Source organism: Pontibacter actiniarum (genome assembly GCF_003585765.1).
GTDB classification, from domain to species: domain Bacteria; phylum Bacteroidota; class Bacteroidia; order Cytophagales; family Hymenobacteraceae; genus Pontibacter; species Pontibacter actiniarum.
Genome location: NZ_CP021235.1, coordinates 4,414,603 through 4,431,908, shown reverse-complemented (window position 1 = coordinate 4,431,908; position 17,306 = coordinate 4,414,603). Strand labels below are relative to the sequence as shown.

At 49.4% G+C, this 17,306-nt stretch carries 13 protein-coding genes and 1 pseudogene; 5 read left to right on the top strand and 9 right to left on the bottom strand.

Annotated elements, in window-relative coordinates; all coding sequences use genetic code 11:
* Positions 1 to 42 precede the first annotated feature (42 nt).
* The 4 genes from CA264_RS19115 to CA264_RS19100 form a co-directional block, all read right to left on the bottom strand.
* Complete coding sequence (locus CA264_RS19115) at positions 43 to 816, bottom strand: phosphosulfolactate synthase (protein WP_025609000.1); 774 nt, start codon at positions 814 to 816, stop codon at positions 43 to 45.
* A 6-nt stretch (positions 817 to 822) separates the two neighbouring features.
* Complete coding sequence (locus CA264_RS19110) at positions 823 to 2,220, bottom strand: tetratricopeptide repeat protein (RefSeq protein ID WP_025608999.1); 1,398 nt, start codon at positions 2,218 to 2,220, stop codon at positions 823 to 825.
* A gap of 83 nt (positions 2,221 to 2,303) precedes the next feature.
* Positions 2,304 to 3,278, bottom strand: a complete 975-nt coding sequence (locus CA264_RS19105) for an NAD-dependent epimerase/dehydratase family protein (protein ID WP_025608998.1) — start codon at positions 3,276 to 3,278, stop codon at positions 2,304 to 2,306.
* Positions 3,279 to 3,316: 38 nt separating this feature from the next.
* Positions 3,317 to 4,069 (bottom strand): tyrosine-protein phosphatase, encoded by a 753-nt coding sequence (locus CA264_RS19100; protein ID WP_025608997.1) that lies wholly within the window; start codon positions 4,067 to 4,069, stop codon positions 3,317 to 3,319.
* A gap of 243 nt (positions 4,070 to 4,312) precedes the next feature.
* Here CA264_RS19100 and CA264_RS19095 point away from each other — a divergent pair, with 243 nt between their 5' ends.
* From CA264_RS19095 to hpf, 4 genes are all read left to right on the top strand, one after another.
* Positions 4,313 to 5,452 (top strand): acyl-CoA dehydrogenase, encoded by a 1,140-nt coding sequence (locus CA264_RS19095; RefSeq protein ID WP_025608996.1) that lies wholly within the window; start codon positions 4,313 to 4,315, stop codon positions 5,450 to 5,452.
* A 149-nt stretch (positions 5,453 to 5,601) separates the two neighbouring features.
* Positions 5,602 to 5,796 (top strand): 30S ribosomal protein S21, encoded by a 195-nt coding sequence (rpsU, locus tag CA264_RS19090; RefSeq protein ID WP_025608995.1) that lies wholly within the window; start codon positions 5,602 to 5,604, stop codon positions 5,794 to 5,796.
* A 71-nt stretch (positions 5,797 to 5,867) separates the two neighbouring features.
* Positions 5,868 to 6,746: a tyrosine-type recombinase/integrase gene (locus CA264_RS19085; RefSeq protein ID WP_025608994.1), complete on the top strand. Its 879-nt coding sequence runs from the start codon at positions 5,868 to 5,870 to the stop codon at positions 6,744 to 6,746.
* A 24-nt stretch (positions 6,747 to 6,770) separates the two neighbouring features.
* Positions 6,771 to 7,070, top strand: coding sequence for a ribosome hibernation-promoting factor, HPF/YfiA family (gene hpf, locus CA264_RS19080; RefSeq protein WP_025608993.1), 300 nt, complete (start codon positions 6,771 to 6,773; stop codon positions 7,068 to 7,070).
* 121 nt (positions 7,071 to 7,191) lie between these two features.
* Here hpf and metK read toward each other — a convergent pair whose 3' ends face one another.
* Positions 7,192 to 8,496, bottom strand: a complete 1,305-nt coding sequence (gene metK, locus CA264_RS19075; protein ID WP_025608992.1) for a methionine adenosyltransferase — start codon at positions 8,494 to 8,496, stop codon at positions 7,192 to 7,194.
* 260 nt (positions 8,497 to 8,756) lie between these two features.
* Between metK and CA264_RS19070 the strand changes: the two genes are divergently transcribed.
* Positions 8,757 to 9,560 carry a phosphatase PAP2 family protein gene (locus tag CA264_RS19070; protein ID WP_025608991.1) on the top strand — a complete coding sequence of 268 codons (804 nt, stop codon included), beginning with the start codon at positions 8,757 to 8,759 and terminating at the stop codon, positions 9,558 to 9,560.
* A gap of 589 nt (positions 9,561 to 10,149) precedes the next feature.
* Here the strand turns inward: CA264_RS19070 and CA264_RS19065 are convergent.
* The 4 genes and pseudogenes from CA264_RS19065 to CA264_RS19055 form a co-directional block, all read right to left on the bottom strand.
* Positions 10,150 to 11,308, bottom strand: a pseudogene (locus tag CA264_RS19065) (IS256 family transposase); the annotation flags it as partial.
* Positions 11,309 to 12,034: 726 nt separating this feature from the next.
* Entirely contained in the window at positions 12,035 to 12,460 is a 426-nt protein-coding gene (locus CA264_RS21970; protein WP_157593747.1) for a hypothetical protein, read from the bottom strand.
* 21 nt (positions 12,461 to 12,481) lie between these two features.
* Positions 12,482 to 13,951: a SusD/RagB family nutrient-binding outer membrane lipoprotein gene (locus CA264_RS19060; RefSeq protein WP_025608990.1), complete on the bottom strand. Its 1,470-nt coding sequence runs from the start codon at positions 13,949 to 13,951 to the stop codon at positions 12,482 to 12,484.
* A gap of 30 nt (positions 13,952 to 13,981) precedes the next feature.
* The gene (locus tag CA264_RS19055; RefSeq protein ID WP_025608989.1) at positions 13,982 to 17,107 is read right to left on the bottom strand and encodes a SusC/RagA family TonB-linked outer membrane protein; all 3,126 of its coding nucleotides are present in this window, start codon (positions 17,105 to 17,107) and stop codon (positions 13,982 to 13,984) included.
* Positions 17,108 to 17,306: the final 199 nt, after the last annotated feature.

Below are 17,306 nucleotides of genomic sequence, written 5' to 3'. Positions count from 1 at the left end.
CGACGGGCAATTTATGTACTTTTTATTTTATCCTTAAACCTGCTAGCAGGGTTTTTCCATATCCAGGAAGTGGCTGAAGGTGTCTCCACGCAAGCCCAGGCGGATGGTCTCCAGCGGAATGACCTCGCTCGGCGCGATGTTGCCCAGGTTTACGTTGGCTCCCAATAGCTTGATGAACCATACTTGCTGCGCTTTCTGCGGCGCCTCCCAAAGAATCTTCTCGAACGGAATCTGAGTCAGGATCTCTTCCACCAGGCCGCTGCGCACCTCTCCCGTTGAACGGAACAGGCCAACGTTGCCGCCTTCGCGCGCCTCGCCGATCACTTTCCAGGCACCTGCCTCCAACTCGGCTTTCATCAGCTTGATCCACATATAGGGCGGGATGATTTTCTCCGCGTCCTTGGAGCCAACCTCTGAAAGCACCGTGACCTGCTCCGACAGCTTGGCGATGTACTCGCACTTCTCATCGTGTGCCATCTCCAGCGAACCGTCAGACACTTCGGCAAACGTCATCTCGTACTGATCCAGCACCCGGCGGTAGTCGTCGAACTGATTGCGAACGATGAAGGCCTCAAACAGGGTACCCCCAAAGTAGGTCGGAATACCGGCAGCCCTGTAAACCTCCAGCTTCTTTTTCAGGTTAGGCGTAACGAAGGACGTGGCCCAGCCAAGCTTTACAATGTCGACATAATCTCCGGCTACCTCCAGGAAGTCTTCTACCTCCCGGATGCTAAGCCCCTTGTCCATGGCCATGGTAAAGCCGCGTTCGCGCGGTTTTGTGGCACGCTCCGGAATGCTATTCAGCGTATAGTTCATTTGATTTTATTTGCGATACTGATCAATTAATCGGGCTAATGCTCGCTGCGACTCCAGCTCAGGGAAGAACTCGAACAGCAGCTTGTGCTTGTCGAAATCCAAAATTAACGCATTTTCCAGATAATTGTAAGCTTCGCGGTATTTTCCTGCAGAAAGCATGTATGCGCAGGCCCTGTAATAGAGCTCAGCCTCCTTTGGCTGCAGTTCTATGGCATTTAAAATAATGTCTGTCGCCTCCTCAAAGTTACCCTGCTCAAAGAGGATAATGGACCAGTTGAGGTAGATGTTCTTGTCGTCGGGGCGGATCTCGGCGGCCCGCTCGTAGCTTTCCAGCGCCGACACCACATGGCCCACGTGGTACTCTGCGGCAGCCAGCGCCACCCAGTAGTCGGCACTGTCGTTGTAGAGTTCCACAGCCTTCTTAAAGAAGTGCACCGCCTCGTACCACTTGCCCTGGGCATCCAGAATCACGCCGATACCGAACCAGGCCTCGTCCATCTCCGGGTCCAGGTCCACCGACTTCTGGTAATAGCGGCGCGACAGGTCCCACTGCAGCAGCTTTTCGTAGCACTCGCCAATGTTACAGTACACCTCCGCATTCGGCTCCCCATGCTCAATCATGGCGTTGAAGGACTCGATGGCTTTGGTATACTCGCCCAGGTACACCTGCGCATTGGCCATGTTGTTGTAGGCCGTTATAAAGTCGGGGCGGATAATGGTGGCGTAGTCGTAAGCGGCGATGGCCTTGTCGTAGGCGCCCATCTTATTGTACACGTTACCCAGGTTAAACCACGCCACATACGAGTAAGGGTCGTCGTCCACGAACTTCTGGAAAAACGGCAGGTGCTCATTCACGGAGTTGGTCAGGTCCATGCAGTAAAGCACTTCCTGCATGGCGGCCTCGTTCTCCTGGTTCAGCTCCACGCACTTCTTGTAGTACTTAATCGCCGAGGCCACTTTGCCCCAGGTTTGGTAGGCCAAGCCAATGTTAAAGTATATATCGTCCCGGTCATCGGCGTAAGCCAACGCCTTTTTGAAGTAGTCTATGGCCGCGCGGAACTCGCCGCGCTGTGTATAGACAATGCCGCGCGTTAACTGCACGTCAGCATTCTCCGGCTCTACCTCCGCCACTTTGTTGATCAGCTCCAGGGCGCCCTCAAAGTTACCGGACATGGCCAGCAGCTGCGCCTTGTCTATCTGCAGCTCCGTCGAGAACGGGTACTGCACCAACGCGGAATCGCAGGCAGCCAGGGCTTTCTTATACTCAAAATTTGCTGTATAGTGATCTATGATATACTCAAAATCCGTGAGGTCAAAAAACGCCGTCTCATTGTTGCCGAGCATGCGCTCGAAACGCTGTATCAGTTCCAGCTCTTCGCTGTGTTCGTCAAAGTCTTCTTTCATCTCCAATGTCCAACCAGCTGCTTCTAAACAGCCTTTTTCTTACTACATATTAACGCTGCAAATAGTTTATTCAGCCTTTGCAGCTACACACCCTGCACCTGCTGCTGCAGCTCCTGGCACACCCAGCGCACCGACTCCGCAACAGGCCTGAACTCGAAGCTCAGGGTTTTCCTGATTTTGTCGTTGCTGAAAAAGTGCGTTTTCTTGGCCACCCGCGCAGTGTCCTTGGTGATCAACGGGCGGCGGCCCGTGAGCCAGGCACGCGCATGCTCCAACCGCCAGACGGCCTCCGCCAGCAAGGGCGGCACTTTTATGGACGGCGCCTTTTTGCCAAAGCAGGCGGCCACCTCCTCAAAAAAAGCGCGGTAGCTCATCCGTTCCGCATTTAAGATAAACCTTTCCCCTGAGATTTCCGAGAACGTCAGGCGCATCATGGCCTCCACCACATCGCGCACATCTACAAAGTTGGCTTCTCCTGCCGTGTAGAAAGGGCGTTCGTTGTACACGTACTTAAACAGCTGCGTGCTGCTGCGGCTCCAGTCGGCCGGGCCAAGCACAATGGAAGGGTTCACCATCACGGCGTCCAAGCCTTCGGCCACGCCGCGCCATACTTCCAGCTCCGCAAAATACTTGGAGCTGGCATAGGCCGACAGGTCGGCCGCCGGGTCCCACTTGGCCTTCTCGGTCAGCACCTCCACGGCTTTGGGCCTGCCCACTGCGGCAATAGAGCTCACATGGCAAAGCTTTATACTTCCAGCCTCCAGGCAGGCATCCACTATGTTGGCCGTGCCTTCGGTGTTTACCTGCTTCAGCAGCTCCTCATCCTGCGGCGCATAGGACACCAGGCCGGCACAGTGGAACACATACTCCACACCCGCCAGGGCCTCGCGGAGCAGGGCCGGGTCCAGAATATCGCCCTCGACCCACTGCACTCGGTCAGCGCCGGCCACAGCGGGTATTTGCCCACGGTAGAGCGCCTTTACCGGGTGCCCCTGCCGTAAAAGCGCTGGGATCAGAAAACTGCCGATCAGGCCACTGCCGCCTGTTACAAATACCATGTTTAAAGGAAGTATAAAATAAGCGTGAGGAGATAAAACTATAGTTGCCTGTTGCGCAAAGGCAAAGCCAGCGCCTTAACCAGGTGTTTCGTGCTAAGCACTTTCTGCAGCGTGTGCGTGTGTTTCAGGCCGTGGGCATCAGAGCCCAGGAACTCCACAAAGCCCTGCTCTATCAGGCGCTCGGCCACCTCCCTGGCTCCCGGCGAGTAATAACCGGCCAGGGAATTGAGGTTGGGCTGAAACATGACGCCCAACTCCCGCAGGGCCACCAGCTCCTCGTACTTGCCGTAGAAGTAGGTGTAGCGCTCCGGGTGGGCCAGCACCGGCTGATACCCCTTGGAGCGCATCGTAAAGATCGCCTCGCGCAGGTTCAGGGGCTCATTCAGGAAGGAGGTTTCGAAGAGCAGGTACTTATCGCCGAAGGTAAGCAGCTCCTGGTTGTTTTCCAGCTTCTCCAGAAAGCCTTCGTCCAGGTAGTACTCTGCGGCGCAGTCCAGCTCCATGTCGATGCCGGCCTCCGCTACCGCCTGCCGCAGCAGCTGCAGCTTCTCCCGGATGATCTCGGGCGTGTTCTTGTAGAAGTCGCTCATCACGTGCGGCGTCATGATCAGTTTGCGGTAGCCCAACTCCTTCATGGCCCGCACCAGCTCCAGCGAGCGCTCCAGGCTGTCAGAGCCGTCGTCGATGCCCGGCAGGATATGCGAGTGCATGTCCACCCCAAGCTCGCCAAGCGACACGCCCATAGCAGGATCACTGCTCCCTCCAAACAAGCTTTTCAAAAACTGTATCATCTTCTCTACATTGGTCCCTGTGGCCCTGCTGCAGCGGGCAGCACAGCAAGCAAACCTCAAAATAACGGAAATAATAATCCCTGTCAAAATAAAGCTGCTTTCGCCGCAGCCGCCTCTTTTACATACGATTAAATCTATATAGCCGATTGTCCCTTTACCCTAATTTCTATAGTTTTGTAAACAACGGATAGTGACCTACCGTTATTAATGCGACTTAACACCTTAACACAATCCAAACTATCAATGGAATTAAAAACAACTGAAAACCAGCGCATGATTGCGGATATGGTCCGGGATTTCGGCGCCAAGCACATTAAGCCCCAGATGCGGGAGTGGGACGAGTCACAGGAGTTTCCGGTGGAGGTCTTTAAGAAGCTTGGTGAGCTGGGCCTGATGGGTGTGCTGGTACCGACGGAGTACGGCGGCTCAGGCTTCGGGTACCTGGAGTACGTAACGGCTATCGCGGAGCTGGCTAGGATCGACGGCTCCATCGGCTTGTCTATGGCGGCACACAACTCCCTCTGCACCGGCCATATACTGCAGTTCGGCAACGAGGAGCAGAAGAAGAAGTACCTGCCGAAGCTTGCCACTGCCGAGTGGATCGGGGCGTGGGGCCTGACGGAGCCGAACACCGGCTCGGATGCAGGCAACATGCGTACGGTGGCCGTGCAGGACGGCGATTACTATGTGATCAACGGAGCGAAGAACTTCATCACCCACGGCAAGTCGGGCAATGTGGCCGTAGTGATCGTGCGCACCGGGGAGGTGGGCGACTCCCACGGCATGACGGCCTTTGTAATTGAGAAAGGCACACCGGGCTTCAGCGCCGGCCGCAAGGAAGACAAACTGGGCATGCGTGCCTCTGAAACAACAGAGCTCATCTTCCAGGACTGCCGCGTACACAAAGACCAGATCCTGGGAGAGGTGGGCGAAGGCTTTGTGCAGGCCATGAAGGTGCTGGACGGCGGCCGTATCTCTATCGCAGCCCTGTCGCTGGGCATTGCCCAGGGCGCACTGGATGCCGCGCTGGCCTACTCGCAGGAGCGCCAGCAGTTCAACAAGCCCATCTCCAGCTTCCAGGGCATCGCCTTTAAGCTGGCAGACATGGCAACAGAGGTGGAGGCGGCCTCGCTGCTTACCTACCAGGCAGCCGACATGAAGAACCGCGGCCTGAACGTGAACAAAGAGTCGGCGATGGCCAAGCTCTTTGCCTCTGAGGTGTCGGTAAGGGTGGCCAACGAGGCGGTGCAGATTTTCGGCGGCTACGGCTTCACCAAAGACTACCCGGCCGAGAAGTACTACCGCGACGCCAAGCTTTGCACCATTGGCGAGGGAACAAGCGAGATACAGAAACTTGTTATATCCAGAGCGATGCTTAAATAAAGCGCCCGGGAGAGGCTGTTTTGGCGCTTCTCCCAAGCTTTTTAAAATAAAATCAGCCTGACTGATAAATAATTAGCCAATAAGTTGATTTTTAAGTGTAAGCTTGTTTAAATTTGCAACCCTAAATTCAAAGAGAAGCGAGGAAAAATATGATTATTGTAAACGTAAAGGACAACGAGTCTGTAGACCGTGCACTGAAGAGATTCAAGAAGAAATTTGAGAGAACTGGTGTTCTGAAAGAGCTGCGTTCTAGAGCTTATTTCGAGAAGCCATCTGTATCTAAGAGAAAGCAGAAGGAAAGAGCAGCATACAAGCAACAGATGTTTGCTGAGCAAAACTACTAGTATCTCTAACAAGATATCTTATTTTTCCATAAATTGGTATATCTGATTCACCCAATCAGGTATACTAGTTTATGGATTTATTTTTTAAGTACCTACAGTACGAAAAGCGGTACAGCCCGCACACCTTAACCTCCTATCACACTGATCTGGGGCAGTTTGCGGCTTACCTGCAGCAGGTTTACGACATCACCGATGCCGCCGAGGCCGACCACACCATTATCCGCTCCTGGATTCTGACGCTGGTGCAGAACAACATTAAGCCGCGCTCCATCAACCGCAAAATTGCCTGCCTCCGCTCCTATTACCGATTCCTGCTGGCGCAGGAGCGCGTAAAGGTAAACCCCATGCTGCGCATTAAGGCCCCCAAGGCCACCAAGAAACTCCCTGCGTTTGTGCAGGAGGAGCCCTTCAACAACCTGCTCGACAGTTTTTCTTTTGAGGACACCTTTGAGGGGCAGCGCGACAGGCTGACCCTGGAGTTCCTGTACGGCACCGGCATACGCCTGGCAGAGCTGATCAACATAGAGCCCTCAGACATCGAAGAGAGGGCTAAAACCGTGCGTGTGCTTGGCAAGGGCAACAAAGAGCGCATTGTGCCGCTGAACGACTCCCTGCTTCTCGCCCTTGACGCTTACAAGACTGAGAAAAGTCATTTTTTGGGCGATAACAATTCGGTAAAATTGCTCGTTACAAATAAGGGACGGCCCCTTTACCCAAAATTTGTTTACCGCGTCGTTAAAAAGTATATCAGCTTGATTACCACCTCTGAACATAACAGCCCACACGTGCTGCGCCATTCCTTCGCTACGCACTTACTTAACAAGGGTGCCGACCTGAACGCGATCAAGGACCTGTTGGGCCACGCCAGCCTGGCGGCAACGCAGGTTTACACCCATAACACCATTGAGCAGCTGAAGTCCATCTTCGAGAAAGCTCACCCCAAAGCATAAGTTTAACTTTTAAATACAAAGACTATGAAGCTACAGATGCATTCCATCCACTTCGAGGCAGACAGACAATTGACTGACTTCGTTCAGCACCGCATAGACAAGCTGGAAACGTTCTATGATCGCATAGTGGAAGGCGAAGTGTTTCTTAAACATAACAACAGTGACGGTATCGCTACCAAAACTGTAGAGATTAAGCTCTTCGTGCCGGGCTCTACCCTCTTCTCAAAAGAAGAAGCCCCGTCTTTTGAGGCCGCCGCAGATGCCGCCGTAGAGGCCATGCGCCGACAGCTTAAAAAGTTCAAGGAAAAACAGATGGCGCACTAGCCATACCCGGCCTTGCCCGGTAAGAACTGGGGGCGGAAACACCCCGTTCGAAATAAAGTATAAAAGAGAAGGCCTGCTAAACATAGCAGGCCTTCTCTTTTATATAAGTGCCGGGTCCGGACTACAGACCGAACTCAGCCTTGATCCTGTCCACATAATCGAGTTTTTCCCAAGTAAAGGTCTCAAACTCTCTCGTCTCTTTCTTTCCGTTCACAGAAACTTCCACCACTTTCTTGCCCGGGGTTCTGCCCATGTGGCCGTACGCAGCTGTTTCTGAGAAGATCGGGTTTTGCAGGCCGTAACGCTGCACAATGGCGTAAGGGCGCATATCGAACAGCTTGCCTACCTTCTCGGCAATCTCCCCGTCGCTCATCAGGTGCCCGTTGGCATCGTTTACTTTCGTAGAGCCGTAGGTTGTTACGTACAGGCCTACCGGCTTGGCAACACCAATAGCGTAGGCCACCTGTACCAGCGCCTGGTTCGCTACACCCGCAGCCACCAGGTTCTTGGCGATATGGCGTGCCGCATAGGCTGCAGAACGGTCTACCTTAGAGGAGTCTTTGCCAGAGAAGGCACCGCCACCGTGTGCGCCTTTACCACCGTAGGTGTCCACGATGATTTTGCGGCCGGTGAGGCCAGTGTCTCCGTGCGGGCCACCGATCACAAACTTACCGGTTGGGTTAATATGGTAGATGATATCGGAGTTAAACAGCTTCTGGGTACGCTCCGGCAGTTTCTCCAGCACGCGCGGAATCAGGATGCTGTCCACATCGTCTTTGATCTTGGCTACCATCTTTTTCTCAGCGGCGTCTTTCGCCTCCGCAGTGTCTCCCTCGGCCGGCACAAACTCATCATGCTGCGTGGAAATAACGATCGTGTCGATCTTCTCCGGCACATCGTTATCGTTGTAGCGGATAGTTACCTGAGACTTGGCGTCCGGGCGCAGGTAAGTCATCTCCCTGCCCTCCTTACGAATGGCGGACAGCTCCTGCAGCAGCAGGTGCGAGATGCTCAGTGCCAGCGGCATGTAGTTGTCAGTTTCGTTGGTGGCATAGCCAAACATCATTCCCTGGTCGCCGGCTCCCTGCTCTTCGGGGTTAGCACGCTCCACGCCCTGGTTTATGTCTGACGACTGCTCATGGATGGCAGAGATCACTCCGCATGCATCCGCATCGAACATATATTCTGATTTGGTATAGCCAATACGCTTGATTACCTCGCGGGCCACTTTTTGCACGTCTACGTAGGCTTCTGTCTTCACCTCGCCGCTCAGCACCACAAGGCCTGTGGTTACCAACGTCTCGCAAGCTACTTTAGACTGCGGGTCTTGCTTTAGGAACTCATCTAAAAGTGCATCCGAAATCTGGTCGGCCACTTTATCTGGGTGCCCTTCAGACACAGACTCAGATGTAAATAAATAAGGCATTTTTTCTGTGGGTTTAGGTACAAAGTATAAACCAACTGCCCCCCGTGGCAGCGGCTACAAAGCTAAGACAAATCTGCCATACTTGAAACATGTATCTACAACAGTCCGGCAGGGCGCCCTTGCTTCTGCTCCACAGGGTTACGCGGAGAACGTGCCTCTAGTTCAAGGGGTTAAACCTGGCGGAGCATGCAAGTACAACCTTTTGAAAATTGAGCCCGTTTCAAGTACAACATTTTGTACTATCATTTGACACCTCCTTTATGAAACCTATACTAACGATACTTTCGGCCCTGTTCTTTTTAGCGCACAGCGTCTGCGCCCAGGATGACTCGCCCTACCGTACCAGCTTTAAGGTTGACGCCCCGATTATTGCGGCCGGCATGGGTCTGAGCGCCTATGGCCTGAAGCTGATGCAGGACAAAGAGGGCCTGAGCGAAGAGCAGATCATGGCCCTGGACAAGGATGACGTAAACGGCTTCGACCGCTTCTCTGCAGGGTATGACTCCAAGAACGCTAAGCAGATCAGTGACTTCCCATTCTATGGCTCCTTCGCCATGCCGGTGGTGATGATGCTCAACGATAACGTGCGCAGCAAAGCAGGGCAGGTTGTCGTGCTTTACGTGGAGACGATGGCTGTGACGGGCGCCCTTTTCACCATGACCAACGGGAACGTAGAGCGCACGCGCCCCCTTGCCTACAGCGATGATGTGGAGCTTTCGGATAAGAACGACTCAAACGCCAGGAACTCCTTCTACGCCGGCCACACAGCCGCCACCGCAAGTGCAACTTTCTTCGCCGCAAAAGTATTCCACGACTTCAATCCGGACTCCCCGGCCAGGCCCTACGTGTGGGCCGCCGCCGCCGCCATACCGGCGACAGTAGGCTACCTGCGCCTGAAGGCAGGAAAGCACTTCCTGAGCGATAACCTGCTAGGGTACGGGCTCGGTGCTGCCGCGGGTATTCTGGTGCCACAGCTGCACAAGAAGTCGAACACCAGAAACATCAGCCTTATACCTGTCTCAGGCAAGCACTTTAGTGGGGCTTTGATGACCTATACGTTTTAGTAAGGTATGTTTCCTACTGCTTACGTACTTTTCTCTTTAGTTATTTCGGATACTTCATGATAAATGACTGCTTCTCCGCACATAACTGACTGGCTGTGAAATGCGCCGCAATAGTAACCGGAGACGTTATGGCTACCTTACCTAGCCTTTTCTTACTTGATAAAAGGACAAAGTAACAGAGCCCGTACTTGTTGCTCTTCTTAAGCAAAATGTGAATAGCTTTTATCGCTTTTCAGCAAAAGATGAATTAAATAAAAGAAAGTGAGCCTGAAAACCAAGCCTATGGAAATGGTTGTGTATAAAGAATGCGATGCGAGCCGTTTAAGAAAGTAGTTAGCACAAGGGGTATCAAAGGAATAGTTCCAGAAGGGCGGTTGTGGCTTAAAACAAGAAAACGACCCTCATAAACTTCTCGATTATAAGACCTTTAAGAAAAAAACAAGCGTAGAGTAATCTATCGCTAGCTCAAAGATTATTGTAGATGGGGAGTGTAATTTAAACTGTGTCATTTCCATCTTTCCATTTACTGGCCCTTTTGCTGTTTTGGCTAAGTCCTTACGGCAAAAGGGCCAAACTTTTGAAGCGCGTCTCACTTCAAGTCCAGCTGCATCCTGTCCCCGAACCAGATCGAGAGCTGCTGGGCCGTCTGGCTCCAGTTGGCAAGGGGCATGATCCACTTTCGGCTGATGTTCTGGTGCGCAAGGTAGATCAGCTTCAGCAGGGCCATATCCGAGGGGAAGGCTCCCTTCGTTTTGGTCACCTTCCTGACCTGGCGGTGAAAGCCCTCGATGGTGTTGGTGGTATAGATCAGCTTTCGGATTGGCTCGGTGTACTTAAAGTACGTTGAGAGCTTGTCCCAGTTCCGCTGCCAGCTCTCAATGACCTTCGGGTACTTCTTGCCCCACTTCTCCTCTAATTCCAGTAGCCTCAGCTCAGCCAGCTCCTTTGACTCTGCCCGGTAAACGGGCTTCAGATCCCGCATGAACTCTTTCTGGTCCTTGGAGCCCACGTACTTGATGCTGTTTCTTATCTGATGCACGATGCAGCTCTGCACCTCGGTTTGCGGGAAGACACTGGCAATGGCCTCGGCAAAGCCCTTCAGATTGTCGATGCAGGCGATGAGTATGTCGGCAACGCCCCGCTGCTGCAGGTCGGTGAGCACACTGAGCCAGAATGTGGCCCCCTCGCTTTCCGAGACGTACACGCCCAGCAGCTCCTTGTGGCCGTGGCGGTCAATGCCCAGGATGTTGTAGACGGCTCTTGAGACGGTGCGCCCTTCCTGACGCACCTTGTAGTGCATGGCGTCCAGTCAGACGATGCAGTAGAGCGCATCCAGCGGCCGGGCCCGCCACTCCTTGACCTGGGGCACGATCTTCTCAGTCAGGGCGGCCAAGGTGTCGTGGGAGATGTCCATGTCGTACATGTCCTTGAGATGAGCCGAAATGTCCCGCAAACTCGTACATGCTCAGGATGCGGGGCTCCAGGTTCTCGGCCAGCACCGTCTCCCGCTTCTTGATGATCTGCGGCTCGAAGCTGGCCCAGCGGTCGCGGGACGACTCCACCTCAATGGTGCCGTCGGAGGTGCGCACCTGCTTGGAGACCTTGTCGTTGCGCCGGTTGCCTTTGGCCCGCTGCTCAGCGTCCAGATGGACTTCCATCTCCGCATCCAGGGCGGCTTCTAGGAAGTGTTTTAATAGGGGGCCAAGCGCTCCGTCTTTGCCGAAGGTGGATTTGCCGCTCCGGAATTCTCCAGGAACTGGCGCTTGATCTTCTCCAGATCCAGCTCGTTTTTCTCTTCCATGTTGACTGTGTTAAAGGCAACACTGCTAACCCTTTGACACAGTTTATTTCACAGCCTCTGTAGATGTAAAATACTAACCTTCAGCCTCTAGCAACGCTCAAGCCGACTTTTATCAAGGTAGTTGTACCTGAAAAGTATCCATCAGACACATCCTTGATAAAGGTATACAGCAGAGCGCTCCAGATATACCTGATGTACGGAGAGATTTATCTGATTCAGGTGGGGTTTGGTAGTCTAAAAGCAGGACTATCTCGCCGACGACGGCCTTACATTCACTTTACTTACATTGCAAGAGTAGGCATTGGTACACATGCAGCCACCTTCTCCTGTCCCAGCCATAAAGCCACTACAGCTGCCTCTACTTTTTTGTGGCTAAGTTGGTCTTTCTTGACTTCAAACTTTATCTACCTGCCAGACTTGATACATAGGCAGTCGCTGTACTCACAATTGTTGGCAGGCAAGCATGTCTCGAGTGATAACATTGTAAGATATGCTATAAGAGTAAATCCAAGCACGCTTGTGCCGGAGTTGCACCTAAGAACCTAAAAACTTGTGTTGCTATCATTTAGTAATGGTTTGTATGATGGAATAGCGGTGTTACCTTACTTAGGTTTTAAAACAAAAGAGGCTTCCAATTGGAAGCCTCTTTTGTTTTAAAACCTAAGTAAGGTACTTATTTCTTCGTGATATTGATAGTGACAACCTCTTTATCTGCTCCTTTTCTTCCTACAGACAAACCATCTGCATCTGTAAGTGATAGTGAAGCAACTGCAGTTTCTGAACCAGCAGGCACTACTCCTGTTGGTACTGTAAAAGTTAACGCTGTCGATAACGTATTTCTTGGTAGCACAACAGTTCCTGTAGCATTGTATGCTCCAGCTATCTCATAAGTAAGCGTCTTTGCCTGCTGAAAAGCTTCTCTTGATTGAAACGTAACAGTAGCTGTTGCACCTTCTTCAACAGTTAGTGCAGTTTTAGATTTTATTTCAACATATGCAGGCATAGATTCAGAAAAGTCATATGAATCCTTATCCTCTTCACATGCGGTAAACGACAAGCATGTTGCAAACAATGCTAATAAAACTAGTTTATGTTTCATCTTAATATCCTGTTAAGCGTTCTATAAATCGAACCACGTTTTTTCTGTAAATCTTGGTGCCGGGCTAGGCGAATTTGGATTAGAAGTAGCCTCATCTGGTGGGTATACCCATCTTCTAATCAAACCACCTGCCGGAGTTCCTTGTGGTTGAGTTAAGTTTGGTATTTCACTTCCTTCCACTCCAGATCTTCTCCATTGTGTCCAAGCCTCTAAAGGTCTATCCATTAAATCAATCCACTGCATTAAATGAATTTGATCTACTGGATTAGCAACTGCTGTTAGAGCAGGAAGTGTGTTTTGCACATAACTCTCTGCACCCGCAGCACCAATGCCATTGAACAACAGTGCTTCTTTAGTTGCTTTTTTATAGAGCTCATTAGCTTTTGCTATGTCTTGCCCAACTCCCAAACCTCTGGCATAAGCTTCTGCTTCTAAGTAAAGCTGCTCCTGATAAGAAAAAACTACCTCTGGTGCATCAGCTCTGTAAAGATACATGCTTACTGTTGCAGTCTCTGCATCTGCTTCTTCTTCTGAATCTACACCGTTATAGGTTGTAACATCATCAGGCTTATCAAAATAAACAGAAATACGTGGGTCCTCCAACTGCTTCATGTAATCCAATACATTGTTGTTTGCAAAGAAGAAAGTATTGATCACATTCCCTTTAGCATCAACCCCTGAATATCTTTTCAATATTTTGTATCTAGGGTTCTCCTTATCTGGCGAATTGAAGAAAGGGAAAGCGAAGTTTGCAGCCGAAGAGGACACCATACCTCCTTCAGTTAACATCTGCCCTATTTTGGAAGCAACAGAAGGATCCTTGTCAACCATTACCATGTAAGTTCTGAACTTAATGGATTTTGCAAAGCTCTTCCATTTAGACATATCTCCCTTATAAACCAGATCATAATCTGATATTTTTAAAGGACTGCTTTCATCTATTTGAACTATAGCCTCATCTAAGAGGGCGATCACCTGCTCAAACACAGACTTCTGCGAGTCAAATGCAGGATAAGCTATATCCCCCTGCCATGACTCTGAAAAAGGGATATCTCCCCAAATAGTAGAAGCTTCATACATCATAGTGGCCAACTCAATTTTAGCTTGAGCAGCTGCATTGTTATTAGCCGGCGAGGCTTTTTCTGCCTCAGCGATGGCCTGAATAAGATTCAGACCTGCTGTTGCATAATAAGCTTTCCAAGTGTTTCCTGTACTGTACGGGCTTATATCATATACATCGCCCTTACCCCAACCATAATTGCCTCCACTAGCTATAGTCTGTGCGGCCAACGCTACAGAGATATAATTGTCTCCACCGGCACGGTTTGCAGCCCAGTTCGTAGTTGCGTAGTTGAACAAAAGCTTTGGCTCAACTTTAGTGCTTGCGTATGGGGCTGTATTAACATCGAGATAACTCTCACAGGACGTTACAGCAACTGCACTTAACCCAAGCGCTGCAATTGCTGTGTATCTTTTAATGCTTTGAAACATTTTGAATCAATTTAATTTTTAGAACAACTATTAAAGTGTTAGTCTCAGGTTGAAGCCAAGTGTTCTTGTAGTTGGCATTGTGTTAAATTCAACACCTTCACCTACAGAACCGGCACCAAAGAAGTTAGACTCTGGATCAATATGAGGCACGTTAGAATGAATGATCCACAAGTTACGCCCTTCTATACCAAGTTCAGCAGACCCAATAAAGGTTTTATCTAGCCATGCTTTTGGCAGTATATAAGACACTCTAACTTCTCTAAGCTTCACATAAGATGCGTCAAAAACGTTACCTTCTGTATTTGCTGTAGCAGAATATCTACCCCAGAAATCTTGCATGCTTTGTACTGGAGTAGTGTTAGGAACAAAGTCTCCGTCTTTGGTCTTGTTTACTCCACGGTCAATAAAAATGCTTCCACGGTTTTCAAGCGTTTCTTCAGCTAAACCTGAAGAGCGAAGGCTAGCGACAGTACCTGAATAGAACACACCACCCTTACGAATGTCAACTAAGAATCCAAGATTTACACCTTTATAAGAGAAAGTGTTATTAACACCCATTGTCCAATCAGGGTTAATACTTCCTAAACGCTTACCCTGCTCAACTTCTCTTAGGCCTGTTTCTGCATTGATGATAAAGTTACCCTCTGGATCGCGCTGCCATGCGGTACCGTACAAGCCAAAAGATTTGCCATCCTCAGCTTTGATCTGCAAACCACTCCAACCACTAGCCAAACCATACGACTCTAAACCCTCTGGCAGATCTTCAACGGATTGTACGTTTCTAGCAAAATTCACATCTGTTGTCCAGTCAAATCCTGAAGAAGTACGTATTGGATTTAATCTCAGGTCAACTTCAAAACCTTTGTTCAAAACAGCACCTACGTTAACTGTTCTTGCAAAGTATCCTGTAGATAAAGGCACATCAAGGCTCACGATCTGATTAGATGTTTTCGTATCGTAGTATGTTACACCTAATCCAATTCTGTTGTCTAAGAAACGGAAGTCAGCACCAAACTCAATGTTCTCTTGGTTCTGTGGCTTCAGGTTAAAGTTTGGATACGTTCGTGGAGCGGTAAAACCGAGTAGACCACCATGAGGGAATGTACCACTTAAGCTATACTGTACAAAGTATGAAGTAGCCGGATTGTAAACATAGTCAAGGCTATAAGGATTTGCCCCGCTACCAACATTTGCCCAGCTAGCTCTTATTTTACCATAATCAAGAACGCTTGACTGGATGTTAAGTGCATCAGTAAAAACAAAACCTGCACTTACAGATGGGTAAAAGAATGATCTGTTATCTACAGGAAGAGTTGAAGACCAGTCATTACGACCTGTAACATTCAAGAACAAGTACTCTTTATAACTTAATCCTAAATCACCCCAGACACCGATAATTCTCCTCTGAGAAAACCCTTGTCCCGGAACTGTGCTAGTAGCATTTGCATAATCATACAGGCCATCAATCGTAAGGTTTGTAGCAGTTACTGATTGAGATGACACTTCAGTTGCATAAATGTTATGACCTGCCATTGCTTTTATGTTAAAGTCTGGCGTGATATCACGCTCGGCAGTAACAATAAAGTCGTTGTTGAATATTTGATTCTGTATTGTTGCTTTGTAGAACTCTCCTTGTAACGCGCCAAATGTGCCTTTACTTGTCTTGTTAAATCGATTTTCTGTATAGACATCTAAGCCTGCATTGTTAGACAAGGTTAACCATGAAAGAGGCTTGTAAGATAGTATCACGTTACCGTAAGCACGTTTCACGTCACTCTCATTGTTATTCCTGTTGATGATCCAGTACGGGTTATTACCAGTCTTATCTGGAGTCAATGCGATTTGCTCACCTGTCACAGGATCAATCCAGTTATCTCTCAACTGGTTAACGTCAACAGTTCTTGGCAATCCGTAGATTGCAGAAGTAAGGATATTTGGGCTATTAGAGCTTTGTACTGGGCGACCTTCAGCTTCAGTTTGAACATAATTAATGTTAGTACGAACTGTAAGCTTATCTTTGAAGCTTCTACCAGCGTTTAAGCTTACATTGTAGCGGTCTAAAGACTGGTTTTCGATGATACCTGTCTGGTTTGTAGAACCAACACTTAAGCGAAAGTCCCCTTCTTTGCTACCACCTTCGAACGCAAGGTTATTCATATACGTCATTCCTGTTTGGAAGAAGTCCTTCACGTTATCAGGATAAGCTTGCAACGTTACATCTTCTCCTAAGAAGTTTTTTTCTGTAACATCTTGCACTTCGCTAATTTTAGGTCCCCATCCATTTGTGTTGCGTATGTTGTACTGCCCATAGTTACCCTGTGCGTATTCATTCTGAAGATCAGGCAAACGTAGCACATTGTCGAAACGTGTTGAAGAGTTCAAAGTCACTTTCACTTTGCCCTCCGCACCGCGCTTAGTAGTAATGATGATAGCACCATCTTTAGCTCGTGAACCATAAAGCGCTGTAGCTGCAGCTCCTTTTAGAACTGTCATGCTCTCGATGTCATCTGGGTTGATATCACCGGCTCTGTTACCATAGTCTACAGACGCATTGCCGCTTGGGGAATTCGAGTTACTAGGAGTGCTGTTACTAATAGGAAGGCCATCAATAACGAACAGCGGGTTAGAACCTTCGAAGCCATTAGTACCACGAATCACTACTTTAGAAGAGCCTCCCAAAGAGCCTGAAGACTGTGTAATACGAACCCCGGAAACCTTACCAGCAAGACCATTCACAACGTTTGTCTCACGAGCTTTGGTTAATTCTTCTCCTTCTACTTTAGTGGCGGCATAACCAAGAGATTTTGTCTCGCGCTCAATACCAACTGCTGTTACGACCACTTCTTGCAGCTGCTTTGTGTCTACACCCAAAGCAACGTTCACGACACTAGCATTGTCAACGTTACGCTCCATTACAGCATAACCAATGAAGCGGAACACCAGTGTATTACTCCCTTCAGGAAGGCTAATACTGTAAGTTCCGTCAACACTAGTAGTTGTACCTACTGTAGTACCTTTTACTAGAACTGCTACCCCAGGCAGAGCATCTCCATTGCTCCGGTCTGTTACCTTTCCAGATACGGTTCGATTTTGCACCCACGCCTGGCTTACAAGCGTTAGAAGCATCACCAAACCAAAAAATAGAACTTTTCTCATAAAGCTAGATTAGATTGATTGGTAAAATAGATTTTAGTTGTTACCCAAATATACTTTAATACTAAAACAATATGAATGCATCCCTAAAAAAAACTTTATCTATACTTAATATAGCAAACTATTCACTTTTATTAAAAGGTTTTAACAAACACAAGACACTGATTAACACAATGTTACAATACAAAAAGAGATCCATACA